Source organism: Pseudoxanthomonas sp. CF125, from assembly GCF_900104085.1.
Taxonomy (GTDB): Bacteria; Pseudomonadota; Gammaproteobacteria; order Xanthomonadales; family Xanthomonadaceae; genus Pseudoxanthomonas_A.
In genome coordinates, this window is the sequence record NZ_FNLD01000001.1 from 1,348,189 (window position 1) to 1,371,566 (window position 23,378).

Genomic DNA, 23,378 nt, shown 5'->3' on the forward strand with positions numbered 1-23,378 from the left:
CTCCCCTCCTTTCCGGTCCGCAGTCCGTAAATGAACCCGAATTACCTGGATTTCGAACAGCCCATCGCCGACCTGGAATCCAAGATCCAGGACTTGCGCAGCGCCAGCACCGGCCCGGCGGTCAATATCGACGCCGAAGTACACGCGCTGCAGGACAAGCTGCGCGTGCGCACCGCGCAGATCTTCCGCGACCTCACCCCCTGGCAGGTCTCGCAGCTGGCGCGGCATCCGGCGCGGCCGTACACGCTGGACTACATCCGTGTGTTCTGCGACGAGTTCCAGGAACTGGCCGGCGACCGCGCTTACGCCGACGACGCCGCCATCGTCGGCGGCCTGGGCCGCATCGACGGCCGCAGCGTGGTCATCATCGGCCACCAGAAAGGCCGCGACACCAAGAGCAAGATCGCGCGCAACTTCGGCATGCCGCGGCCCGAGGGTTACCGCAAGGCATTGCGCCTGATGAAGCTGGCCGAGCGCTTCAAGCTGCCGCTGCTGACTTTCATCGACACTCCTGGCGCCTACCCCGGCGTGGGCGCGGAAGAGCGCGGCCAGTCCGAGGCCATCGCCCGCAACCTCATGGAAATGGCCGAACTGCGCGTGCCCATCGTCTGCACGGTAATCGGCGAAGGCGGCTCGGGCGGCGCATTGGCCATCGGCGTCGGCGACCGCACGCTGATGCTGGAATACGGCACCTATTCGGTGATCTCGCCGGAAGGCTGCGCGTCGATCCTGTGGAAGTCCGCCGACAAGGCCAAGGACGCCGCCGAACAACTGGGCATCACCGCCAAACGCCTGCTCTCGCTGGGCCTGGTGGACAAGGTGGTGCGCGAACCCATCGGCGGCGCGCACCGCAATCCGCGGCAGATGGCCACGCGCCTGAAGGCCGTGCTGCTCAACGAGCTGGATGCGTTGGAGCAATTGCCGATGGATGAGTTGCTGAAGCAGCGGTACCAGCGGTTGCGTGGTTACGGCGCGTACGAAGCGGCCTGAATCCAGCTTCATCACAAGCGTAACAATCACATCGGTGGGAGCGGCGTCCCGCCGCGAGCTTCATGCCGATGCGCAATTGTCTGCTTTGCGTTTTCCAAGAAGGAGCAAAAACTCGCGGCGGGACGCCGCTCCCACATCGGCAGCTGCCTTGCGACCTCACCGCTCCGCCGTAGGAGCGACATAAGTCACGAAGAAATCCTGTCGCCAGCGCAAAACCCTTCAGTCGCGACTTACGTCGCTCCTACGGTTGGATTGCCATTCGTGGAGGGATTTCGGGTACGGCGCGTGCTCGCACCGTAAAATACAATCGGCGCATACCTCATCACATCTGACCGACCCATGAGCCCCATCCTCCTCCTCTCCATCGTCCTCCAAATCGCCTGCTGCGTGCACGTGATCCGCACCGGCCGGCCGATGTACTGGATCTTCATCCTGCTGGTGTTCTCGTACATCGCGGTGGCGATCTATTTCTTCGCCGAGATCCTGCCTGGAATGCGCAACGATCCGGGCGCCCGGCGCGTGGTGCGCAAGGTCGCCGCGAAGATCGACCCCGAACGCGAGAAACGCCACGCCAGCCGCCAGTTCGGACTTTCCGACACGCAGGCCAACCGGCGTCGCCTAGCCGAGGAAAGCCTGGCGAGCGGCGACTTCCAGCAGGCGGCCGAGCTGTACCAGGGGGCGCTCAAGGGCCTGTACGAAACCGATCCGGAGACGATGCTGGGGTTGGCCAAGGCGCAGTTCGGGCTGGGCCAGCCGCAACAGGCGCGGCAGACGCTGGATGCCTTGATCGCGGCCAATCCCAATTACCGATCGAAGGACGGGCATCTGCTTTACGCGCGCACCGTGGAAGCCAGCGGCGACATGCCTGCCGCACTGCACGAATACGAAAATGTCGTGCAGGGATATCCGGGAGAAGAAGCCCGGGCACGCTATGGATCGCTGCTGGCGCGTAGTGGCGACACCGGCAAGGCGAAGGAAATCTTCAACGAGATACTGACCCGCTCCGCCGCTTCGCCCAAGTACTATCAGCGCGAGCAGCGCGAGTGGATCGATGCGGCCAAACGCGAGCTGGCGGCGCTGAACTGATCGTTCGCGCGTCTCCATGGCTCTGTAGGAGCGACGCGAGTCGCGAAGCCGATGACGATTCCGGCGTTCAGAGCTTCGCGACTCGCGTCGCTCCTACAGATTTCCGCGTCCGCCGGCTGCGAGCTGACGGATCCTGCGCATGTCGTGGACGCAGCGGCTAGGATGCGTACATGACCGCTGCCGACCCTGCCACCGTCCTGTATCGCGCCCTGCATCGAGACGGGCATTCGCGCTTGCTGGTGGGGCTGAGCGGCGGCCTGGATTCCACCGTACTGCTGCATGCGTTGTCGGAAGACCCGCAGGTCCGCGCACAGGGCCTGCGTGCCGTGCACGTGCACCACGGCCTGCAACCGCTGGCCGAGGACTGGGCCAACCATTGCGCCGAATTTTGCGGTTCGATCAACGTGCCGTTGACCGTGCTCAAAGTCGTCGTGGACCGCGACAGCGGCGAAGGATTGGAGGCCGCGGCGCGCAAGGCGCGGTACGCGGCATTCGAAAGCGTACTGAGGGAAGGCGAAACGCTGGTCACCGCCCATCATCGCGACGACCAGGCCGAAACTTTCGTGTTGCGCGCGCTGCGCGGATCCGGGCCGGATGGACTGGCGGCGATGCGGCCATGGCGGAAATTCGCTGCGGCAAAGCACTGGCGCCCCCTGCTGGACACGCCACGAAGCGAACTGCTCGCTTACGCGAACCAGCACGGCCTGGCCTGGCTGGAAGACCCCAGCAATGAAGACCTCCACCACGACCGCAATTTCCTGCGCCAGCGCATCCTGCCATTGCTGCGCGAACGCTGGCCGCAGGCCGATGCCGCTTTCACGCGCAGCGCGGTGTTGAGTGCCGATGCTGTCGAGCTCTTACAGCGCGAAGATGCCCTGGCGCTGGCGATGGCTCGCACCGCCGATCCATGTGCGCTCTCGGTAACGGCGCTGCTGGAACTGCCGGCGACGCGGCGCGCGCGCGTGTTGCGTCGATGGATCGAAGAGCTCGGCCTTCCGCCACTGCCCGGCGAAGGCGTCGTGCAGATCGAAACCGATTTACTGCCGGCGCGGGCCGATGCTCGCGCCCGTTTCGAATGGCGCGACGGAGTGATCGAACGCTGGCGCGATCTGCTGCATGCGCAATGGCGGCGCGAGCCGTTGCCGACCGAGTGGAACACGGAATGGAACGGGCGCGAGCCGCTGCCGCTGCCGGGCGGAGATCTGCTACGGCTGCAGGGCGCGGAATCGTTCCCCTCTCCCGTGCGTGTTTTCGCGCGCCAGGGTGGTGAGCGCATCGCCCTGCCCGGCCGCGCGCATTCGCATACGCTCAAGAACGTGCTGCAGGAACTCGGCGTACCCCCTTGGGAGCGCGAGGTCCTGCCCTTGCTCTCCAACGGCACGGGCGAGCTGGTGGCGATCGCGGACCTGGCTTATTCCGCCGGTTTCGACGCATGGCTGCGCGAGGCGGGCGCGCGCCTGCATTGGGCGCGCCAGCCATGAACGGCCTGCATTGACCTATTCCCCCTGCATCCCCAAACTTGCCCCATGCCACGCAAACCTGCCCCCGATGCTTCCCCCGTCGCCCATTTCGAGCAATCGCTGGACGAACTGGAGCTGCTGGTCGAGAAAATGGAACAGGGCGAGATGAGCCTGGAAGAGTCGCTGGCCGCCTACGAACGTGGCGTGGGCCTGTACCGGCGTTGCCAGGCCGCATTGGAACAGGCCGAGCTGCGCGTGCGCCTGCTCAGCGATCCGGAACAGCCCGACGCGGCCGAACCTTTTGCGCCGCTGCCCGATGGAAACTGAAGCCCCGTTCCTGCGCTGGGCCCAACGCGTCGAAACCGCACTCGGCAACGCCCTGCCCTCGGCCTCGATTCCTCCGCAGCGGCTGCATGCGGCCATGCGCCACGCGGTGCTCGGCGGCGGCAAGCGCATACGCCCCCTGCTGGTCTACGCCACGGGCGCGGTATTCGGCACCGACGAGCGCTGGCTGGACGCGCCCGCGGCGGCGGTGGAACTGATCCACGCCTATTCGCTGGTGCACGACGACCTGCCGGCGATGGACGACGATGCCTTGCGGCGCGGCCGGCCTACCGTGCATGTCGCCTTCGACGAAGCCACCGCGATCCTGGCCGGCGATGCGCTGCAGTCGCTGGCTTTCGAAATACTGGCAGAAGCGCCAGTCGCCTCCGAATTGCGCGTGTCCTGGTTGCGTGCATTGAGCTTGGCCGCCGGCGCTGGCGGCATGTGCGGCGGCCAGGCGCTGGATATCGACGCCACCGGCCAGGTGCAGACGCTCGCGGATCTGGAGCGCATGCACCGCCTCAAGACCGGCGCGCTGATCCGGGCCTCGGTGCGCATGGGGGCGATGGGCGGCAGCATCGATGAGGGCACGCTCAAGCTTCTGGATACTTTCGCCGACGCGCTGGGTCTTGCCTTCCAGGTGCGAGACGACATCCTGGATGTGGAATCGAATTCCCAGCAGCTAGGCAAGACCGTGGGCAAGGATGCGGCGCAGGCCAAGTCCACCTATCCGGCCCTGCTGGGCATGGACGGCGCGAAAGCGAAACTGGTCGAGCTGGACAGAGCCATGCACGATGCGCTGGCGCCTTTCCGCGAACACGCCACTGCGCTGTGGGCGCTGGGCAAACTGGCCATCCACCGTACGCACTAAAGCACCGTCTTTGTAGGAGCGGGCCCTGACCGCGACCGGGCGTTACCGGTAATGCTTCGTCGCGGGCAGGGCCCGCTCCTACAAGAGCAGCCCTTCGATCGCACGCACGTCGCGACTATCGGGAAACACTTTCGTCTCCAGCGCCGATTCCGGTACGCGCAGATGCGACGCCAGCACTCCTTTGAGCAGCGCGCGAGTGTCGCTGGTCGCGCGCAGATCGCGGCCTTCGTTCAAGGCGCCTTGCGCCAATCCCGGCCAATCGCCGGCGATGCGCCCGCCTTTCACCGCACCACCGGCGAGCAACGCAATGCCGCCGGTGCCGTGATCGGTGCCGCCGGTGCCGTTCGCGGCCGCGGTGCGGCCGAATTCGCTGAGCACGACCACGACGGTCCTGCTCCAGAAAGGCGTCATACCGTCATGGAAGGCACGCAGTCCCGCATCCAGTTCCTTTAGCTTGCGCGTCAGCACCGCAGCCTGGTTGCTGTGCGTGTCCCAGCCAGAATCCTCGACGAAGGCGATGCGCGGTCCGTCCGTCTTGGCCATGAAAGCGGCCGCCGAAGCCAGTGCCTGAGGCAGCCGTCCACCCTTGCCGCCGCTCATTTCCATGTCCTGGCTTTCGACCGCGCGCGCGAAAGAGCCGGCGAGTTTCGGATCGGCCGCGTACAAGGTCTGCAGCCGCTGCAGCAGCACCGGATTGACTTCCTCTGGCAAGGGCGGCGACCAGGTGGTCGCATCGCCCGGCCCGCGCATGATCAACGGCATCACCGTGGTGAGCGACAAGGCTTCGCTACCGGCCATGGCCGAGACGCAGCGATTGAGCCAACCGGTGGAGATGCCGCCCGGCCGCGCGGTGCCGTTTTCCAGACAGTCCTGGGCTTCGAAGTGGGAGCGCTGGCGATACGGAGGAGCGATCGCGACCACCGGCAGCAATTGCTTGCGGCCGTAGAGTTCGTGGGCGAAGGAAAGCGATGGGTGCAGCGAGAAGTCCGCATCCACTGCGCGCGCATCGGCAGGCACCAGGCTGCCGCGCAGACGGGCATAGGCAGGGTCGTTGCGCGGCACCACCACGTGCAGCCCGTCCACGCCGCCGCGCAACAGCACTACCAGCATGCGGGTGTCGTTCGCAGCGGCTATGCCCAGATTCGGCCACAGGGTCAGGCTGGTCAGTGCGCCCGCAGCGCCGATGAACCCACGTCGGGTCAGGCTCATGTCAAGTCCTCCATTGGAAAGCGGGGCTGGCGATCAGCAACGCCAGTCCATCGCGCGGCGATTCCGCGCGCCGCAATGCCGTCATGGTCTCGCCATCCAGGCTGCCGGCGAATACTTCCCGCGCCATTTCCAGCGGATCGGCGCGTTCGGCGGGCGCCGCGTCGGCGATGCTGCTGGCCGCTTGCACACGCTTCCACAACGCGTCCGGTCCGCTCCATTGCGCGGTGTCGTCGGCGAAACCCGCCGGCGATCGCGGCGTGAACGGGGGTTGCCCCATGCGTGTCAGCAATCCCATCGACATGCGTGGATTGTCCGTCGGCGGCATGTCCAGGGCGCGCAGCGCCGATACCAGGAAATCGTCGGGGGTCTTGAATTTGCGCGCTGCAGGCGACCACGCTTCCGGGCTTTCTATCAGGGTGCGATAAACCGTGGGCAGATCGCCCTCGCTGCGCCGCCATGCGTCAGCCAGACGCTCCACCAGGGCAGTGGGAGGATCGTCGTTGACGAAATGCCGCGCCAGTTTGTACGCCAGATGGTGCGCAGTCGCCGGATGCAGAGACAAGTCGGACAGAATCGCGCGGCCTTGCGCTTCTCCGCTTCCCAGGTAGCGCTTCCCCAGCAGCTCGCGCGTACCTTCTTCGTGCGCAGCAGCACGGAAGACGAAGGAAGAACGCGGCGTGCCGCGCTTCCAGTCCTGCGGCAGGGGCACGCCCCATCCGGTGATTGCGCGTGCAAGCTCGGTGACGTCGCCCTGGGTGTAGCCGCCGTCCACGCCCAGGGTATGCAATTCCAGAATTTCCCGCGCCAGGTTTTCGTTCAGACCCGGCTCGCGTTTCGGTTTGCCGTTTGCTTGCTTCGCTGCGCGTTTGCGCATGCGCTCGGCATACCTGGAATCGGTACCGACCGAACGCACGTTGTCCAGGTAGCGCAGCATCCCCGGATGCGTTTCCACCGCAAGCAGCAGATCGGAAAAGCTCCCCAGCACGTTCGGGCGGATCGCCTCGCGCTCCATCGGCGCGGCATACAGCGCGGCCTGGCGCTTGTCCACGGAAATGGCGAAATGGTTGGACCAGAACCGCACCAGGCGTTCGACGAAACCGTTCTCGCTGGCGACGGCGACCTGGTAGCGCCGCCCCAGCTCCTTCATCAGGGACTGGCGGTACAGCTGGCCGATCTTCATCTGCTTGGCCTGGGCGTCTTCGCCCGACCGCTTGCTTTGGCGGCGCTGCTCCATGTATTCGGTTTCGCGACGCAGGTAATCCAGACTGGAAGGCAGGTTCGAGAACATGGCTTGCGATGCGTCGCTGCGCAGCTGCGCATCCAGCCAGGCGCGGGCGTCGCCGATGCCTGCGAGCTCTCCTGGTCTGGCGCCCAGGCCGAAACGGTTGACGGCGCTGACGGCTTCCGTTGAAGACATGTGCTGGCTCCGCGGCGGGATGAACAACAGGACTAACGCCCCACCGCTCTTTGCGTTGACGAAGAAAGTCTTTCCGGCATTGCTCCCATAAACGACGAAGGCCCGGACAAGCCGGGCCTTCGTGCGGAACTCGTGTTTCCGGTTTACTTGATCAGACGCAGCGCGAACGGATAGCGGTAGGCTTCGCCCTTGTTGGCGGCCAGGCCGCCGATGATGCTGAAGACGATACAGGCGATCCAGGCGATCAGGTTGATCAGCGCGCCGATCAGGATCACCGAAAGGATGATGCCGATCACGTACACGATCAGCAACGTGATCTGGAAATTGAGCGCTTCCTTGGACTGGTCGGTCAGCCAGGATTTTTCCGGCTTGTCCTTGTTGATCAGCCAGATGATCAGCGGAACGATGAAACCGGCGATGATGCCGGACAGGTGCGTCAGCAGTCCGATGGTCCTGTCTTCCTGCGGTGCGCTGCCCGAGGGCGCCGGCGGTGTTGCGGTCACGTTATCGAATTCACTCATTTCTTGTTCCCTTTAGAATGGTGGATAGTGGTGCTGCAGGCTAACCGGGGCGACACTACAGCCGCACGACACCCCATGTCCAGAAAAACGTTAATCCCCGCCGGCGACGGTCATCCTGCCCACCAGGATCGAACCGCAGCCGATGTGGGACCGCGGGTCCACATCGCGGCCCACCGCTTCGATACCGGCGAATACGTCCTTCAAGTTGCCGGCGACGGTGATGCCATCCACCGGATAGGCGATGGCGCCGTTCTCCACCCAGAATCCGGCCGCGCCACGCGAGTAGTCGCCTGTGACCGGGTTCACACCCTGCCCCATCAGTTCGGTGACCAGCAGTCCGTTGGACAGGCCACCCACCATTTCCTCGAAACCGCCCGCATTGGCGGCGACCTTGAGGTTATGCACGCCACCCGCATTGGCCGTGGTCTGCAAACCCAGCTTGCGGGCCGAATAGCTGCCCAGCACATAGCGCTGCAGTACTCCCCGGCTCACCAGCGGCGCTTCGCGGGTCGCCACGCCTTCGGCATCGAAGGCCGCCGAGCGCAGGCCGCCGCGCAATAGCGGCAACTCGTCGATGGCGAACCAATCCGGAAATATCCGCTTGCCGGCATGGTCCAGCAGGAAACTGGCGCGCCGGTACAAGGCTCCGCCGGAAACCGCACCCAACAGATGTCCGATCAGCGAGCGCGCCACTTCAGACGCGAACAGCACCGGATACTGCCCGGTGGCTACCGATCGCGGCGACAGTCGCGCCAGCGTGCGCTCGGCCGCATGCCGGCCTATCGCCACAGGCGGTTCCAAGCCTTCATGCGACAACGCGCTGCTGTACCACCCATCGCGCTGCATGTCTTCGCCTTGTCCGGCGATCAATGCGCAGCCGATGGAGTGCTGGGTACTGCGGTCGCGGCCGAAGAATCCGTGCGAATTGGCGTAGACGGAAATGCTTTCGCCGCTACCTACGGAGGTACCGTCCGAATTGGCGATGCGGGAATCGAACTCGCGTCCGGCCGATTCGCAGGCCAGGGCCAGGTCGATGGCGCGGTCAGCCTCCAGCGCCCAGGGATGCCAGGCGTCCAGATCCGGGAAGTCGGTAGCCATCAGCGCCGCATCGGCCAGGCCGGCGGCTTCATCGTGCTCGGTGTAGCGCGCGATGGCGCAGGCCTGCGCCACGGTGGCGTCCAGGCTTTCCTCGCGCAGATCGGCGGTGCTGGCGCTGCCCTTGCGCTGGCCGAAATACACGGTGACGCCGATGCTGCGGTCGCGGGTGGATTCCACGGTTTCCACCGCGCCCATGCGCACGTTGACGCTGAGGCCACGGTCCTCGCTGCAGCTGACCTCGGCCTGGCTGGCGCCGGAGGCGCGGGCGCGGTCCAGCAGACGCCGGGAAAGGCTCTCCAGTGCGTCCAGGCGCTGCAGGCTGTCGTCGGCTGACAAATCGGCGATTGCGTTCAATGGCTTATCCTGTAACAAAGTTCTGGAGAGCGGAAATGCGTGGAATCGACCCGGAAACCGGGGAATACCTGGGGCCCAGCCGCAGCGAGCAGCGGCGCGAGGCGCTGGACATCCGCAGCCTGGGAGAAAAACTGGTTGCGCTGGCTCCGGCCCATTTGGCGAAGTTGCCGATACCCGAAGGCTTGCTGGAACATATCTACGAGACCCAGCGCATCACTTCGCACATCGCGCACAAGCGGCAGTTGCAGTTCCTTGCCAAGCAGATGCGGCGGGAAAGCGACGAGACCCTGGATGCGATCCGCGATGCGATGGAAGTGGGCGGCGACGCCAAGCGACGCGAAACGGCGATCCTGCACACGGTGGAAACCTGGCGTTCGCGCCTGCTGGAAGACGGCGACGCGGCCCTGGCCGAGCTGTTGTCCGAGTTTCCGTCGGCAGACCGCCAGCACTTGCGCCAACTGGTCCGCAACGCGGGCGAAGAACGCAAAAAGAACAAGCCGCCGCATGCGTACCGCGAACTGTTCCGCGAGTTGCGTGAGTTGTTGGCGGAGAGCGAAGCCGGCACCGACGAAGACCAGGACGAGGCTTGAAGAAGCCGTCATCCCAGCGAAAGCCGGGATCCATTTTGACGTTGCTCTTGCTTCGGCAGTGAAAGGCAAAATCAAGATGGATCCCAGCTTTCGCTGGGATGACGTCCGTGAAGGCCGAGACGTCCACGCCGTCTTAAAGAACCCAAGGCTTCTCAAGCCCGCGTCCCGCCCACGGTAATGCCTTCGATCAGCAACGAAGGCTGCCCCACGCCCACCGGCACGCTCTGCCCATCCTTGCCGCACACGCCTACGCCGGCATCCAGCGCCAGATCGTGGCCTATCATCTTCACTTTCTGCATGGTTTCCGGACCGTTGCCGATCAAGGTGGCGCCCTTCACCGGCGCGGTGATCTTTCCGTCTTCGATCAGATAAGCCTCGGTAGCCGAAAACACGTACTTGCCGCTGGTGATATCGACCTGGCCGCCACCGAAATTCACCGCATACAAGCCCTTCTTCACCGAACGGATCATCTCCTGCGGGTCGTGCTGGCCCGCAAGCATGTAGGTGTTGGTCATGCGCGGCATCGGCAGATGGGCGAAGGATTCGCGGCGGCCGTTGCCGGTGGGCGCAACGCCCATCAGGCGCGCATTGAGCGTGTCCTGCATGTAGCCGACCAGCACGCCGTCCTCGATCAACGTCGTGCAATTGGTCTGGGTGCCTTCGTCATCGATATTCAACGAACCGCGGCGGCCCGGCAGGGTGCCGTCATCGACGATGGTGACGCCCGGCGAGGCGACGCGCTGGCCCATGCGGCCGGCATACGTCGAGGTGCCCTTGCGGTTGAAGTCGCCTTCCAAGCCATGGCCCACGGCTTCGTGCAGCAACACGCCCGGCCAGCCGGAACCCAGCACCACCGGCATCATCCCGGCCGGCGCGTCCACGGCTTCCAGATTCACCAGCGCCTGGCGCAAGGCTTCGCGCGCGAACTGCTCCGGTTTGCCGTCGCCGAACAATTCCGCATACGAGTAGCGCCCGCCGAAACCGGCATAACCGGACTCGCGGCGGCCGTTCTGCTCCACGATCACCTGGATGTTCATGCGCACCAGCGGACGCACATCGGCGGCCAGCACGCCGTCGCTGCGCGCCACCAGCACCGTGTCCACGCCGCCCGCCAGGCTGACGGTGACCTGTTGCACGCGCGGATCGGCCGCGCGCAGCAGTTTGTCGACTACGCGCAGGGTTTCCACCTTGGCGTCGTTGTCCAGCGCGTCGATGGGATCGTCGCTGGAGTACAGCGAGCGGCCGCCACCGCGCACCAGCGCATGCGGCGCATGCGAACTGCCATCGCGGGCGATGGCGCGCGCCGAACCGGCCGCGCTCAACAGCGCCTGCGGATTGATATCGTCGGAATAGGCGAAGCCGGTCTTCTCGCCGGAGATCGCGCGCACGCCCACGCCCTGGTCGATGGAATGCGCGCCGTCCTTAACGATGCCGTCCTCCACCGTCCAGCTCTCGCGCCGGGAATGCTGGAAATACAGATCGCCGAAATCGATGCCGGGGCCAAGCAAAGTGCCGAAGGCGCGATGCAGGCCTTGCTGGTCGAGTCCGGCGGGGAGGAGGAGGCGGGTTTCGGCTAGAGCCAGCGAGGAATTGGTCATAGAGGCTTAGTTTGGGGTCGAATGAAGTAAAGGCAAGCTAGGCTTTTCCTTCTCCCTCCGGGAGAAGGTGGCGCGAAGCGACGGATGAGGGAAGGAGAACAACTCGCCGGTTTGTTTCGTTACAAGCTGATTTTTCATTCCCTCATCCGCCCTACGGGCACCCCCTATCAAGTACGGGGCAGGCTCTTCTCCCGGTGGGAGAAGGAAATATCTCAAAGCGTCCCGGCTGCATTAGCCGTCCCGGCCGCCTCGGCCCGCGACTGCTCGCGTCCGATGACTTCCACCTTGGGGTCTTTCCACGGCCCGGTCACGCGGTAGGTCTTGGCGCCGATCTCACCCAGCGGTTTCTTCAATACGGCATTGGCGGCCGCGCCGATCGCAGCACCCAGCGGGCCGCCCGCCACTGCACCCACTACGGTCAGCAGATTGCCGGACTTGGGCAGCACCTCGATGGTCTGGTCGAAGCGTTGCGCGCGCAAATCGGTGCTGCCGCGGATATTGATCTGCGCGGCGGGGCCATCCATCACCATGTCCTCGCTGCGCGCGACGCCGGCGCCGAAACGCACGTTGCCGTCGATGCGGTTGAACGCGAAACCCTTGGAGAAGAAGTCGCGGAAATCCAGCATCATCCGCCTTGGCAACTGGGTCAGGCTTAGCAAGCCGAGCACCCGACCGGCGCCGGGCTCTACTTCGAGCAGCTGGCCGTTGCGCGCGGCGATGTGCAGATTGCCCTGCATCGTCGACAACGAAAACGCGTTAGGACTGCCCGACCAGCTCGCATCGAATTTCACCTTGCCCGAACCGCCGCCCAGCCGGCCCTTGATTCCCAGGTCGTCCAGCAAACCGCCCAGGTCCTGACTGTCGATGTCGGCGCTCAGCTGCGTGCGCGCGGCCGCGCCGCGCCCAAGCCAATCGCCCTGGATGTCGATCTTCTGCTTGGGCGACCGCAACGCCAGCTGCTGCACGCGCATGCCGGCGGCGGTTTGCTGCGTGCGCAATTGCGCGCTGCCCAGGCGGGCGTCGCCGAAGCGCAGATCGTCGATATCCAGACTCTGCGGGGGAATGGAGGCGGGATCGAAGGGATCGCTGACGGCGGCCGCATTGGCAGCACCGGGTTTGCCCGGCGTCGCAGAACGCCAATACAGACGCGAGAACTTGCCTGTGATCGTCGCACCCTTTGCGTCGGGCACCTGCACCGACCCTGCCAATGCCGGACCAGCCAGCGTTACCGCCAGCCCATTGCCGGAGGGTACGACTTGCAGACGCGTGCTGGGAAACGCAGAGCCCAGCAGCAACAGGCGATCAGCGGTGACGTCTATGCGGCGCAGAGGCATGCCGTTGCCGTCGCCGCTACCGCTCCTGGCCAGCGCGATCCATTCGATCGCATCCAGAGAGGCGGTTCGGCCGCTGGCAATAAGGCCTGAAGCAGGCGCTGCCTCGGTCACCGCGCTGCTGCCCAGAACCACGCGCACGCCGCTCGGCCGGCCTTCGCCGCCGCGCGCGCGCAAGGCCAGCAGCTTCCCGAAGGAAACATCGACATTGCCAGCACCCGTCGGCATCGAGGTCTGCACGGTGGTCGGCAGCGCCAGGAAAGCCGGCTTGTCCAGCGGCGCGGGCAGCTTGAGCGTGGTGCCCACCAGATCCGAACGCAGGCTCAACCTGCTGGGCGTGCTGGAGGCCTCGCCCCGCGGTATGGTCACCCCGACCGTCCATTGCGAACGCCCCTCCACATAGGGTTTGAGCCAGGCGATTTCGGGCGCGCGATCCAGCAACTCCGATGCCGATAGATTGGCCGCCAAATCGGCTTCGAAAGCATGCTGCTTGTCGCGCACGCCACTGCCGGCGCGCAGGGAAAGCTGACCGGGCTGGGCCGTGCCCGATTGCGTTTTCTGGCTGACCGCGAGCTTCTCGGCAGTGAAGCCGTCGTCGTCGAAATCGGCAGTGCCGCGCACATTCTCGAAGGCCAGGTTCCAGCGCTTTTCGGCCAGACGCGCGCCGGACAATTCGACCGTACCTCGGGTCTTTCTTGCCGCCTTGCTCTGCGCATGCAGGGGCAGCAACATCTCGTAGGTGGCGCGCGCGGGACCGCTGGCGGTCAGGTTGGTCAGCGTTTCGCCGTACTTTTTCTGCAACGGCGACTGCCGCAACATCGCCAGCATCTGCGCCGCATCGGAACCGCCGCGCGCGCTGACCGACAGCTCCGCCTTGGAGAATTCGGGAATGCCCGCCTTGAATTCGTCTATGCGCACGCCGGCCAACGCACCCTGCCCCTCGATGGAGAAGCCATTGCCGATGAATGCGATATCCGCGCTCACCTGATCCATCGCCGGCCAGTCGGGCTGGAATTTGAACTGCCCGCCTTCGATCCGCGCTACCGCCTCGAAGCGTCCGTTGTTGCGGGTGAAAGGCCAGTCGTCGAGATCGCCGGAGACGATCGCGCGCCCATTGCGCACCTTGCCGCCGACCAGCGCGCGATTGAGCCAGTCCACCGCGGCCTTGGACATCTTGTCGTGTATCCAGAATCCTTTCGCGGCGAACACCGGCGTTTCGTCGATGTCGGCGGCGATGTCGATCCACGGCCGCGTGCCGTCGCCCTGGAACCACAATCCGCCGCGCGCCTGCGCGCCGAAATCCTTGCCCCGGATCCGCAACGCCGAAGTGCCCACCCGCCAACCCGCGCCTTCGCGCCAACCTGCCAGGGAACCTTCCAGCTTCGCTTCATGCACCACGCCGAAACCGGTAGGCCAGTCGAAGCGGAACGCGGTCCTGGGATCCAGCTTCAATACGAACCCCTGTTCATCGCCGACGAACTCGCCCACCAGTCCGTTGAGGCCCGGCGAATGGCCCACCGCCAGGAAACTGATGCCTTCCAGCCGCCCTTGCGCGCGCATGCCTGCTGCGCGGCTTCCGATCAGGGTCACCCGGGCCAGGCGTGCACCGGGTTTGGCCTGCGACAGCCATCGGCGCAGACCGGGATCGACACGGTCGCTCAAGCCCATCACCGAGAACAATGGTGCGGCATCGATCTGGTTGGCCAGCAAGGCGTATTGGCGTCCGCCAGCGAGCACCAGTCCATCCAGCTTTTGCGGCGTCTGCCGATCGCCCACCAACAGTTGCGGCGCATCGAAGCGCCAACCGTTGCTGCTCAGGCGCCAGCGCACCCGTCCTTCCACCCGATCGAAGCGCACGCGCGGCACGCCGCCATTGCCCGTCAGAGCGGCGCCACGCAGACCCACGTCCCGCAACTTCAATTCCGAAGTGGCCAGGACCACGCGTCGCTTGCGCAACTCGACCCATCCCTGCACACGCCCCGCGCCGGATTCGGCGGTCACGCCGGCATAACGCAACAAGGACGCCCACCCCGCCATGTCCATCGCCTGCGCATCCAGGTAGGCACGGCCATCGCCGCTGCTGCGGTCGAAGTCGAACGCGACCTGCACCGGCGCGCCCTCCTTGCGTATCCATGCACGGGTACCGACACGTACGCGGTCGCCATCCACGCGCAAGCGCAGATCGATCTTCGGCACCTGCAGATTCCAGCCCAGCGCCGGCGCCAGCACCGACAGCTTGCCGTCGATGACCTGCAGCTCGCCCAGGCCTTCGAGATTCTTCAACGGATCGCCAGCGGTTTTCTGCCCCGGCAATCCGAGCACCGACCAGGTGCCGTCGTCGGCGCGCTGCAAGGTCAGCGACAATCCGCGCAAGCGCAGCTCGGTGAAGGAACGTCCCGGCAGCAGACCCGCGTACATCGACACCAGCACTTCCGCTTCGCCGATGCGCACCACTTCATCGCCTTCGCCCAGCCGCAAGCCATCCAGCCGCAACAAGGGACCGCGGCGCGTCCACTCGGTGGTCACATGGTCGAACGCCACCGGCCGGCCCGCACGCGCGCTCAACCAGTCGGCGATCTTCTGCGGATGGCTTTCCGCAAGCGGCAGCACCTGGCTGGCGATGCCCAGCACCAGCGCCATGCACACCAGCGTGCCGGCCACGACGTACCAGACGCCACGACGGGCCATGCGTAAACGACGGCGCAGCGGAGTAGGCATTACAAGCCGGAAACCAGGGATGGGAAATGGGAAATGGGGCGTGGAAGACCCTTAGCACCTTGAAGCATTCGATTGCTGTCGCTGTTGCGACTATGGGGCCCCTTAGGTGCGGCAAGCAGGCTCGCAGCGCGCAGCGCGGAGGGCGCGCCGCCGGGGTGTGCTTTCTTTTGGTTACTTTTCTTTGCACAAGCAAAGAAAAGTGACTCGCGCGCGAGCGCGAAAGGTTCGTCCCGCCTTTGCGGGAATGACGATACTTGGCGGCGGCTCATCTCAGAGCAGCACCACATCGAACTGCTCCTGCAGGTATTGCTCATCGGCCTGGAAGCGGATCGACTTGCCCAGGAATTCCTCCAACTCCGCCACCGCCGGCGATTCTTCTTCGGTGATGCGGGCGACTACTTTCGGCGAAGCGATCACCAGCAGCCGCGCCGCTTCGAACTGGCGTACGGCGCGGGTGATCTCGCGGAAGATTTCGTAGGTGACGGTCTCGGCCGTCTTCACCGTGCCGCGTCCGCCGCATTCGTGGCAGGACTCGGACAACTGGCGCTCCAGGCTTTCGATGGTGCGCTTGCGCGTCATCTCCACCAGGCCCAGCGGCGAGAACTCGTACACCGTGGTCTTGGCGTGGTCGCGCGACAGCGCCTTCTCCAGCGTACGCAGCACCTGACGGCGATGCTCCGGATCGTCCATGTCGATGAAGTCGATGATGATGATGCCGCCCAGGTTGCGCAGGCGCAGCTGGCGCGCCACCGATTGCGCGGCTTCCAGATTGGTGCGGTAGACGGTTTCCTCCAGATTGCGCTGGCCCAGGAAGGAACCGGTGTTGACGTCGATGGTGGTCATCGCCTCGGTCTGGTCGATCACCAGGTAGCCGCCGGATTTCAGCGGCACCTGCTTCTCCAGCGCGCGGCCGATCTCGTCTTCCACCCCGTACAGGTCGAAGATGGGGCGCTCGCCGGCGTAGTGCTCGATGCGTTCGGCCAATACCGGCATGTACTTGGCGGCGAAGGCCTGCAGGCGATCGCAGGTTTCGCGCGAATCCACCTTCACTTTCTCCACATCGCGGCGCATCAGATCGCGCACCGCGCGCAGCGGCAGGGTCAGGTCCTCATAGATGCAGGCGCCCATCGCCGCCTCTCGGCTGCGTTGCTCCACCAGCGCCCAGACCCGCGACAGGTAGGCGATGTCCTCGGCCAGCGCTTCTTGCGTCTGGCCCTCGGCATTGGTGCGCACGATGTAACCGTGCCCGCCATGGGCGGCCGCCAGTTCGCCGACCAGCGTCTTCAGGCGCAAGCGCTCTGCTTCGTCTTCGATGCGCGCCGACACGCCTATCACTTTCGACTGCGGCAGCAGCACCATGTAGCGCGAGGGAATGCTGATCTGCGTGGTCAGGCGCGCGCCCTTGCTGCCGATGGGATCCTTGACCACCTGCACCACGATGTCCTGCCCGTCGCGCAGAAGCTCCACGATAGGCGTAGCGGTGGCCGGCGCCGGCGACACTTCGACTTCGTCGCCGCTGGTGGCCGGCACCGCGCGGACGACGTCGTTGGCGTGCAGAAAAGCGGCCCGGTCCAGGCCCACTTCGACGAACGCGGCCTGCATGCCGGGCATCACCCGCTGCACCTTGCCCTTGTAGATGTTGCCGACCACGCCGCGGCGCCAACCGCGCTCTATGTGCAGTTCCTGCAGCATGCCGTTCTCTACCACGGCCACGCGGGTCTCGCGCGGAGTAACGTTGACCAGTATTTCCTCGGACATCACTGCACCCCGAACGACTTCAACAACCGCGATGTCTCGAACAAGGGCAAACCCATCACCCCCGAGTAGCTGCCGGACAGGTGGCGCACGAACCGCTCGGCCGCGCCCTGGATGCCGTAAGCGCCGGCCTTGCCCTCGGCTTGGCCGGTAGCGACATAGGCGGCGATTTCGTCCTCTCCCAGTTCGGCGAAGGATACTTCCGATACCGACACCGCCTGCGCCTCGCGGCTGGCGCTGACCAGCGAAACCGCCGTCACCGCCAGATGGGTGCGGCCGGAAAGACGCCGCAGCATGGCGGCTGCATCGGCCGCATCGCGGGGCTTGCCGAACACCTCGTCGTCCAGGATCACCTCGGTGTCGGCCCCCAGTACCAGGGCATTGGGCACCGACATGACCGTCAGCAAGCCGGCGCCGGCTTTCTCCCGGGCGACACGGCGCACGTATTCCTCGGCCGGTTCGTTGGGCTGGCGGTGTTCGGGGATATCCAGATCCAGAACGCCGAAATCCACCCCCAGGCGGGCCAGCAGCTCTGCCCGGCGGGGCGATTTCGATGCGAGATACAACATAGGGGCAGGATACCCTGCGCATGCTGACTGAATGGCCGCTCAAGCAGGTGGGCCATGCGGAACCCCGACGCGGCTCACAACGCGTTCATGCTTACCCGAACACCCTAGCCCGCGCTTTTGCATGGCTTAGGCAACAACCGCATACCTCAAGGAGAATTCAATGCGCATCCGTTCGTTACGTCCCCTGCTGCTCGCCCTGTCCCTCGCCCTCGGAGCCACCGCCATGACCGCCCATGCCCAGAACGCCGCCGGCTACGCGGTCCCCACCGACGGCACCCTGCTCTCGGTCTCGGCCAATGCCGAAGCCTCGCGCGTGCCGGACGTGGCCACCATTTCCGCCGGGGTGGTGACCCAGGCGGTGGATGGCAACGCCGCCATGCGCCAGAACGCCGAGCAGATGGCCAAGGTCATGGCCGCCATCAAGGCGGCGGGCATCGCCGAAAAAGACATCCAGACTAGCGGCATCAACCTCAGCCCGCAGTACCGCTATGTGGAGAACGAGGCGCCGAAGATCACCGGCTTCCAGGCCAGCAATACGGTCAACCTCAAAGTCCGCGACATCGCCAAGCTGGGCAAGGTGCTGGACGCGCTGGCCGCACAGGGCAGCAACCAGATCAATGGCCCCAGCTTCGAGATCGACCAGCCCGAGCCGGTCTACGACGAAGCCCGCCTGGCCGCGTTGAAGAAGGCCCAGGCCCGCGCCGAAACCTATGCCAAGTCGCTTGGTCTGAAGGTGCGCCGCATCGTCAGCATCAGCGAAGGCGGTGGCGGCGGCTTCCAGCCCGTGCCGATGATGGCGGCCATGGGCCGCGCCAAGGCCGAGATGGATACCCAGGTTTCGCCGGGCGAAACGACTTTATCGGTCAACCTGGATGTGGTGTTCGAACTGGGCAAGTAAACCTGCAACGATCGGACCCGGAAACGGCGCCTCACGGCGCCGTTTTTCGTAGGTCGGGGCTACGTCCCCGACGCGCGAGCTACCAGCATTCCGGAATTTTAAAGAAGGGGTTTCCAATCCCCGAGTGTCGGGGGCGTAGCCCCGACCTACGTCTATGGTCTAAGCCCTCTTGCCAGCCGCGCGAAGCCGGCGCATTGTCGGGCTGAGGCACGGCAGACCGGTTTAACCCCACGGCCCGTGCCCAGGCGTTGTTCCTCTCGCATACCCGATATGGAGGTGGATCATGGTTCGTACACTGCCGTTGAATTCCGAAACCCGTCCCGAACTGCCGCGCATCCTGGCCATTGCGGCCGCGATCGCGGTGCACGCGTTCGCGTTCCTGCTGCTTTTGATTCCAATGGCCGCCCCTCCACTGCAAGCCTTGGTGGACAGCAAGCCCGACGTAATCTTCCTGCCGCCCAAGGACAAGATTGTTGAAGTGCCGATGGAAAAGGCCAAGCCCGATCCGGTCAGGCCGAAGCCGACTATCACGCGACCCACAGAGCACGCTCAACCCAAGATCAACGATACCCCGGTGATAGTCGACCAGGGGACGCTCGCCGCCGAAGAATCCGCGGTCACCGATCCCGGACCGGTGATAGACGCCACGGCGGTCACGGGTCCGATTTCAGTGGGCAATCTGGGCTATATCAAAGCCACCCCACCACCTTACCCGCGCGTCGAAGCGCGTGCCGGTATCGGCGGAACGGTATTACTGAAAGTGCTCGTCGATGTCGATGGCCGCCCGCTCGAAGTCGTGGTGTTGGAAAGCAGCGGCAACAAATCCCTGGACCGCAGTGCGCGCGAACATGTACTGAAGAGCTGGCTGTTCCAGCCGGCGATGCGCGACGGCAAGGCCGTGCAGGCCTACGGCAAGGTACCGGTGGTGTTTTCCATGCAGTAAACGCTACGCGTTATTCGTGGTGAGCCTGTCGAAAGGTCCCGTTCGTGGTGAGCCTGTCGAACCACGCCTTTCGCAGCGAACCTCGGGAAAAGTCTGCTGATGGACCTCGCCAAGAGCGTGGTTCGACAGGCTCGCCACGAACGGATATCAAGCTCCTCTTCCGCGCACGCGGAAGAGGGCGTCTCAGGCCCGATGGTAAGGATGATTGGCCAGCATAGCCGCAGCTCGATACAGCTGCTCAGCGACCAACAAGCGCGCAAGCATATGCGGCAGGGTCAGCGGGCCCAGCGACCAGGTTTCATTGGCGGCCGACAGCACATCCACTGCATGCCCTTCGGGCCCACCAATCAAGAACACAAGGTCGCGGCCCTGTCCGCGCCAATGCTCCATGCGCTGGGCAAGTTGTTCCGAAGAGTGCGCCTTGCCAGTGACTTCAAGCGCGATGACGTGGGAATTCTTCGGGATCGCAGCCAATACCCGCCGCCCTTCGTCGTCGATCGCGCGTTGCGCATCGCGGCCCTTGCCGCGTAAGCCGGGCTCGATTTCAACCAGATCGAGCGGCAGCCAGTGCGAAAGCCGCTTCTGGTATTCGGCAAACCCCTGCGCCACCCAAGCGGGCGCGCGTTCGCCGGTGGCGATCAGGCGCGCCTTCATCGCATGGTCCGCGTCGCGCGCTTAGCGCCGCTCGTAGTCCGCGGTTTCATGGTCGTCCGGCGGATTGTCGCCGACCGTCCACAGGCGCTCCAGCGCGTAGAACTCGCGCACGCGCGGCAGCATGACGTGAACGATCACATCGCCCAGATCCACCAGCACCCATTCGGCTTCGCGCTCGCCTTCCACGCCCAGCGGCATCACGTCCAGCTTCTTGGCGAACTTGACCACTTCGTCGGCGCTGGATTTGACGTGACGGGTGGAGGTGCCCGAGGCGATCACCAGGTAGTCGGCGACGCTGGACTTGCCGCGCACGTCGATCTCGACGATATCCTTGGCCTTGAGTTCCTCGAGCGCCGCATGGACGTTGGCTAGCAAGACGGGCACCGAGGGTGGCGGGTTGGGCAGACGGGTCTTGATGACTTGTGCTTGGCTGGACAAAGGCTTGGAGCTCTTGGGGTTGGCGCGGATTATAGCGGACTGGGTCCAGGGGCCGGCTGTGAATACAGGCCATTGCGGGCGATGAAACCCGCCACTGCAGGCGATACCAGGCCTTGCCAGGGCTCGTTGTGGGCGATCCGGCGACGTATATCGCTGGCCGATTCGGGGTGCAGCGGCTGGTCCAGCAGGAACAACCGGCCGGCCGGCGTGGTTTTGAGGATTTGGGGCGAATCCGCCCAGCGCCCCGCCACCGCAGCCGTCAGCTCGGGGGATAAATCGCCGTCCAATGGGCTGCCCGGGCGCGGCGCCACCACGAAATGGGCGAAATCGAACAATGCCCCCCATTCGCGCCAGGTCGGCAGGCCGACGAAACTGTCGGCGCCGACCAGCAGGGCGATGGGCATGTCCGGGCCGAATTCCATCCGCAATTCGCGCAGGGTATCGATGCTGTAGGAGCGGCCCTGGCGTAGCAGCTCGCGCCGGTCGACCCGCAACCCCGGCTGATCGGCCACCGCTAGGTCCAGCATCTCCGCGCGCTGTCCCGCATCGGCGCCGGGCGGCGCGCGATGCGGCGGATCGGCGGCAGGCATCAGCCGCACCCGGCAGCCGAGTTCGTCGCGTGCGGCGCACGCGATGGCGATATGGCCGTTGTGCACGGGGTCGAAGGTGCCGCCGTAGAAGAGTTTCAGCATTGGGCGTGAGTTTTCGGAGTATGCGTTGCCAAGGGACCTTTAAATCCTTCCGATCGTCATCCCAGCGAAAGCTGGGATCCACCTTGATCTTGCCTCTTATCGTGAGACTTCAGAGCAGAAGCAAAGTCAAAATGGATCCCAGCTTTCGCTGGGATGACGATCGTAGTGCTACGGAGTATGTAAAGCTGCCGAGGACGCGGAGACTATTGCGTGCGTCGTTCGCGGCAACCACTCACGCCACCAGCAGCCGCACCGCCTTGGCTTCGGCAATGGCCAGCAGCAACCGCTCCAGCGCCACCCAGGCGTCGCCATCGGCGCGGCCCTTGGCGATACGGTCGATGCGCGAGGCTTCGGCGGCGAAGCGATCCCAGCGCGCCGGATTGGGATGGCGCTGCAAGGCGCGCTTGAACGGCGCCTGCTTGGTCTCCCAGATCCCTTGCGCTTTCATTTCCGAAGCCAGACTGGTGCCGCGCGCCTGCGCACGCGCCAGCGCAGCGGTGCGCAGCAGTTCCTTGACCACCATGGGCATCAGCCCGGCGACCACGTCGCCTTCGGCGCGCAGGCCCGCGAGCATGCGCGACACCTGCGACCCCTGCCCGCCCAACACGGCGTCGGTCAGGCGGAACACGTCGTAACGCGCGGCATCGGCGACCAGCGATTCCATCTTTTCCGCGTCCAGGGTATCGCCGTCTGCCAGCAGGACCAGCTTGTCTATTTCCTGCGCGGCGGCCAGCAGATTGCCTTCCACACGCTCGACCAGGACCTGCACCGCATCGCGGTCGGCGCGCAATCCTTTGGCGCGCAATCGGCTTTCGACCCAGCCGGCCAGCTCGTGCGGCTTTATCGCCCAGGCGATGGCGAGCGCTCCGATCTTGGAGATCGCATCGGTCCATTTGCCATGATGGGCCTTGCTCCACTCGCCGGCCGTGATCAGCAGCACTACATCGGGCGGCGGATTCGCGCAGAACGCGGCGATGGCTTCGGCGCCGTCCTTGCCGGGTTTGCCGGTGGGCAGGCGCACTTCCACCAGACGGCGCGCGCTGAACAGGCTGGGTGCGTTGAACGTGGCTTCCAGCGTGGCCCAGTCGAAGTCGCGGCCATCGGCATCGAACACTTCGCGCTCGCCTATGCCCTGGGCGCGCGCCTGCCGGCGCACCGCATCGGCCGCTTCCAGCACGCGCAGCATTTCCGGACCGGCGATCAGGTAGACCGGGTACAGCGCAGCGTCATCGGGCAGCGCGACCAGGCGTTCCGGGGTCAGTTCCATCAGGGCTTAAGGTGCGGGTTTCCGGCCCTGCGCCCCGCCCTGGATCACGCCATCGACGCGGCGCAGGATCGAAGCGGCCATCTCGCGGCGCAGCTCGTCGGCCAGGATTTCGCGTTCGGTCGTGGTGCCGGTGACGTTTTCCGGAGGCGCGACATAGTCGCGGGACAGTTCGACCACCTGCTGGGGCACCAGCTCGGAGCCATCTGCGCGGCGGAACACGAATACCGCGGCGTAGCGCAGGCTGAATTCCTGCGCCCGGCCGCGGTCGTCCATGGCGATGGGCAGATCGCCCCAACGCTCGGAAAGGATTTCCAGGCTCGCTACGTTGGTGGCGTCGGCTTCGGCGGCCACCGCTCCGGCGTGCCTCAGCCCGGTGGCTACGGCTTCGGCCAGCGGGCTGTACTGCGTGGTCGAGGTGACCCGCACCGGGCCCAGATCGGCCGGCAACGCGATCTTGTTGCGCAGATGGAAGCCGCAGGCGGAAAGGGCGAGGGCCAGCACGCAGGCCGCCAGCAGGCGCAGAACGGGTAACGCGGAGCTTCTGATCATGGGCGAAGTCTGGACGAGCCGGCCATGGGCGGCAATAGCCAACCCG

21 protein-coding genes are annotated in these 23,378 nt (G+C 65.3%); 8 read left to right on the forward strand and 13 right to left on the reverse strand.

Annotated elements, in window-relative coordinates; translation table 11 throughout:
* The first annotated feature begins 30 nt into the window (after positions 1 to 30).
* From BLR66_RS06055 to BLR66_RS06075, 5 genes are all read left to right on the forward strand, one after another.
* Positions 31 to 990, forward strand: a complete 960-nt coding sequence (locus BLR66_RS06055) for an acetyl-CoA carboxylase carboxyltransferase subunit alpha (protein ID WP_093281301.1) — start codon at positions 31 to 33, stop codon at positions 988 to 990.
* Positions 991 to 1,329: 339 nt separating this feature from the next.
* Positions 1,330 to 2,076: a tetratricopeptide repeat protein gene (locus BLR66_RS06060; protein ID WP_093281304.1), complete on the forward strand. Its 747-nt coding sequence runs from the start codon at positions 1,330 to 1,332 to the stop codon at positions 2,074 to 2,076.
* Between the two features lie 170 nt (positions 2,077 to 2,246).
* Positions 2,247 to 3,557 carry a tRNA lysidine(34) synthetase TilS gene (gene tilS / locus BLR66_RS06065; RefSeq protein WP_093281308.1) on the forward strand — a complete coding sequence of 437 codons (1,311 nt, stop codon included), beginning with the start codon at positions 2,247 to 2,249 and terminating at the stop codon, positions 3,555 to 3,557.
* A 45-nt stretch (positions 3,558 to 3,602) separates the two neighbouring features.
* Positions 3,603 to 3,863 (forward strand): exodeoxyribonuclease VII small subunit, encoded by a 261-nt coding sequence (locus BLR66_RS06070; protein WP_093281312.1) that lies wholly within the window; start codon positions 3,603 to 3,605, stop codon positions 3,861 to 3,863.
* Positions 3,853 to 4,731, forward strand: coding sequence for a polyprenyl synthetase family protein (locus BLR66_RS06075; protein ID WP_093281316.1), 879 nt, complete (start codon positions 3,853 to 3,855; stop codon positions 4,729 to 4,731). Before BLR66_RS06070 ends, BLR66_RS06075 begins: the two co-directional genes overlap by 11 nt.
* Positions 4,732 to 4,809: 78 nt before the next feature.
* Here BLR66_RS06075 and BLR66_RS06080 read toward each other — a convergent pair whose 3' ends face one another.
* The 4 genes from BLR66_RS06080 to pmbA form a co-directional block, all read right to left on the reverse strand.
* Positions 4,810 to 5,940, reverse strand: a complete 1,131-nt coding sequence (locus BLR66_RS06080; RefSeq protein WP_093281321.1) for a DUF1501 domain-containing protein — start codon at positions 5,938 to 5,940, stop codon at positions 4,810 to 4,812.
* A 1-nt stretch (position 5,941) separates the two neighbouring features.
* Positions 5,942 to 7,357 (reverse strand): DUF1800 domain-containing protein, encoded by a 1,416-nt coding sequence (locus BLR66_RS06085; protein ID WP_093281325.1) that lies wholly within the window; start codon positions 7,355 to 7,357, stop codon positions 5,942 to 5,944.
* A 143-nt stretch (positions 7,358 to 7,500) separates the two neighbouring features.
* Positions 7,501 to 7,878, reverse strand: a complete 378-nt coding sequence (locus tag BLR66_RS06090) for a DUF4870 domain-containing protein (RefSeq protein WP_093281329.1) — start codon at positions 7,876 to 7,878, stop codon at positions 7,501 to 7,503.
* Positions 7,879 to 7,968: 90 nt separating this feature from the next.
* On the reverse strand, positions 7,969 to 9,330 hold the full coding sequence (gene pmbA / locus BLR66_RS06095) for a metalloprotease PmbA (protein ID WP_093281333.1): 1,362 nt from the start codon (positions 9,328 to 9,330) through the stop codon (positions 7,969 to 7,971).
* A gap of 35 nt (positions 9,331 to 9,365) precedes the next feature.
* Between pmbA and yjgA the strand changes: the two genes are divergently transcribed.
* Positions 9,366 to 9,920: a ribosome biogenesis factor YjgA gene (yjgA, locus tag BLR66_RS06100; RefSeq protein ID WP_093281336.1), complete on the forward strand. Its 555-nt coding sequence runs from the start codon at positions 9,366 to 9,368 to the stop codon at positions 9,918 to 9,920.
* A 152-nt stretch (positions 9,921 to 10,072) separates the two neighbouring features.
* Here yjgA and tldD read toward each other — a convergent pair whose 3' ends face one another.
* The 4 genes from tldD to BLR66_RS06120 all read right to left on the reverse strand — a co-directional run bounded on the left by tldD (position 10,073) and on the right by BLR66_RS06120 (position 17,891).
* Positions 10,073 to 11,518 carry a metalloprotease TldD gene (tldD, locus tag BLR66_RS06105; protein ID WP_093281341.1) on the reverse strand — a complete coding sequence of 482 codons (1,446 nt, stop codon included), beginning with the start codon at positions 11,516 to 11,518 and terminating at the stop codon, positions 10,073 to 10,075.
* Positions 11,519 to 11,730: 212 nt separating this feature from the next.
* The gene (locus BLR66_RS06110; RefSeq protein ID WP_255402320.1) at positions 11,731 to 15,537 is read right to left on the reverse strand and encodes a YhdP family protein; all 3,807 of its coding nucleotides are present in this window, start codon (positions 15,535 to 15,537) and stop codon (positions 11,731 to 11,733) included.
* 300 nt (positions 15,538 to 15,837) lie between these two features.
* Complete coding sequence (rng, locus tag BLR66_RS06115; protein WP_093281347.1) at positions 15,838 to 17,325, reverse strand: ribonuclease G; 1,488 nt, start codon at positions 17,323 to 17,325, stop codon at positions 15,838 to 15,840.
* Positions 17,325 to 17,891, reverse strand: coding sequence for a Maf family protein (locus tag BLR66_RS06120; protein ID WP_093281353.1), 567 nt, complete (start codon positions 17,889 to 17,891; stop codon positions 17,325 to 17,327). Before BLR66_RS06120 ends, rng begins: the two co-directional genes overlap by 1 nt.
* A gap of 160 nt (positions 17,892 to 18,051) precedes the next feature.
* Here BLR66_RS06120 and BLR66_RS06125 point away from each other — a divergent pair, with 160 nt between their 5' ends.
* Positions 18,052 to 18,789 (forward strand): SIMPL domain-containing protein, encoded by a 738-nt coding sequence (locus BLR66_RS06125; RefSeq protein ID WP_093281358.1) that lies wholly within the window; start codon positions 18,052 to 18,054, stop codon positions 18,787 to 18,789.
* 283 nt (positions 18,790 to 19,072) lie between these two features.
* Complete coding sequence (locus tag BLR66_RS06130; RefSeq protein ID WP_093281364.1) at positions 19,073 to 19,732, forward strand: energy transducer TonB; 660 nt, start codon at positions 19,073 to 19,075, stop codon at positions 19,730 to 19,732.
* 183 nt (positions 19,733 to 19,915) lie between these two features.
* Here BLR66_RS06130 and rlmH read toward each other — a convergent pair whose 3' ends face one another.
* The 5 genes from rlmH to lptE all read right to left on the reverse strand — a co-directional run bounded on the left by rlmH (position 19,916) and on the right by lptE (position 23,332).
* On the reverse strand, positions 19,916 to 20,386 hold the full coding sequence (rlmH, locus tag BLR66_RS06135; RefSeq protein WP_093281369.1) for a 23S rRNA (pseudouridine(1915)-N(3))-methyltransferase RlmH: 471 nt from the start codon (positions 20,384 to 20,386) through the stop codon (positions 19,916 to 19,918).
* A 21-nt stretch (positions 20,387 to 20,407) separates the two neighbouring features.
* A complete protein-coding gene (gene rsfS / locus BLR66_RS06140) occupies positions 20,408 to 20,824 on the reverse strand; it encodes a ribosome silencing factor (RefSeq protein ID WP_093281373.1) in 417 nt (138 codons plus the stop codon).
* Between the two features lie 29 nt (positions 20,825 to 20,853).
* On the reverse strand, positions 20,854 to 21,516 hold the full coding sequence (gene nadD, locus BLR66_RS06145; RefSeq protein ID WP_093281377.1) for a nicotinate-nucleotide adenylyltransferase: 663 nt from the start codon (positions 21,514 to 21,516) through the stop codon (positions 20,854 to 20,856).
* A 232-nt stretch (positions 21,517 to 21,748) separates the two neighbouring features.
* Entirely contained in the window at positions 21,749 to 22,783 is a 1,035-nt protein-coding gene (gene holA / locus BLR66_RS06150) for a DNA polymerase III subunit delta (RefSeq protein ID WP_093281381.1), read from the reverse strand.
* Between the two features lie 6 nt (positions 22,784 to 22,789).
* Complete coding sequence (gene lptE / locus BLR66_RS06155) at positions 22,790 to 23,332, reverse strand: LPS-assembly lipoprotein LptE (protein ID WP_093281386.1); 543 nt, start codon at positions 23,330 to 23,332, stop codon at positions 22,790 to 22,792.
* Positions 23,333 to 23,378: the final 46 nt, after the last annotated feature.

What these genes read in the sequence shown, in the direction of transcription:
- BLR66_RS06110 (WP_255402320.1), bottom strand. Translation starts at nt 15,537, where the DNA reads ATGGCCCGTCGTGGCGTCTGGTACGTCGTGGCCGGCACGCTGGTGTGC.
- BLR66_RS06080 (WP_093281321.1), bottom strand. Translation starts at nt 5,940, where the DNA reads ATGAGCCTGACCCGACGTGGGTTCATCGGCGCTGCGGGCGCACTGACC.
- BLR66_RS06130 (WP_093281364.1), top strand. Translation starts at nt 19,073, where the DNA reads ATGGTTCGTACACTGCCGTTGAATTCCGAAACCCGTCCCGAACTGCCG.
- rng (WP_093281347.1), bottom strand. Translation starts at nt 17,325, where the DNA reads ATGTCCGAGGAAATACTGGTCAACGTTACTCCGCGCGAGACCCGCGTG.
- rlmH (WP_093281369.1), bottom strand. Translation starts at nt 20,386, where the DNA reads ATGAAGGCGCGCCTGATCGCCACCGGCGAACGCGCGCCCGCTTGGGTG.
- tldD (WP_093281341.1), bottom strand. Translation starts at nt 11,518, where the DNA reads ATGACCAATTCCTCGCTGGCTCTAGCCGAAACCCGCCTCCTCCTCCCC.
- yjgA (WP_093281336.1), top strand. Translation starts at nt 9,366, where the DNA reads ATGCGTGGAATCGACCCGGAAACCGGGGAATACCTGGGGCCCAGCCGC.
- BLR66_RS06070 (WP_093281312.1), top strand. Translation starts at nt 3,603, where the DNA reads ATGCCACGCAAACCTGCCCCCGATGCTTCCCCCGTCGCCCATTTCGAG.
- BLR66_RS06060 (WP_093281304.1), top strand. Translation starts at nt 1,330, where the DNA reads ATGAGCCCCATCCTCCTCCTCTCCATCGTCCTCCAAATCGCCTGCTGC.
- BLR66_RS06085 (WP_093281325.1), bottom strand. Translation starts at nt 7,357, where the DNA reads ATGTCTTCAACGGAAGCCGTCAGCGCCGTCAACCGTTTCGGCCTGGGC.
- lptE (WP_093281386.1), bottom strand. Translation starts at nt 23,332, where the DNA reads ATGATCAGAAGCTCCGCGTTACCCGTTCTGCGCCTGCTGGCGGCCTGC.
- BLR66_RS06075 (WP_093281316.1), top strand. Translation starts at nt 3,853, where the DNA reads ATGGAAACTGAAGCCCCGTTCCTGCGCTGGGCCCAACGCGTCGAAACC.
- BLR66_RS06120 (WP_093281353.1), bottom strand. Translation starts at nt 17,891, where the DNA reads ATGTTGTATCTCGCATCGAAATCGCCCCGCCGGGCAGAGCTGCTGGCC.
- BLR66_RS06055 (WP_093281301.1), top strand. Translation starts at nt 31, where the DNA reads ATGAACCCGAATTACCTGGATTTCGAACAGCCCATCGCCGACCTGGAA.
- nadD (WP_093281377.1), bottom strand. Translation starts at nt 21,516, where the DNA reads ATGCTGAAACTCTTCTACGGCGGCACCTTCGACCCCGTGCACAACGGC.
- holA (WP_093281381.1), bottom strand. Translation starts at nt 22,783, where the DNA reads ATGGAACTGACCCCGGAACGCCTGGTCGCGCTGCCCGATGACGCTGCG.
- tilS (WP_093281308.1), top strand. Translation starts at nt 2,247, where the DNA reads ATGACCGCTGCCGACCCTGCCACCGTCCTGTATCGCGCCCTGCATCGA.
- BLR66_RS06090 (WP_093281329.1), bottom strand. Translation starts at nt 7,878, where the DNA reads ATGAGTGAATTCGATAACGTGACCGCAACACCGCCGGCGCCCTCGGGC.
- BLR66_RS06125 (WP_093281358.1), top strand. Translation starts at nt 18,052, where the DNA reads ATGCGCATCCGTTCGTTACGTCCCCTGCTGCTCGCCCTGTCCCTCGCC.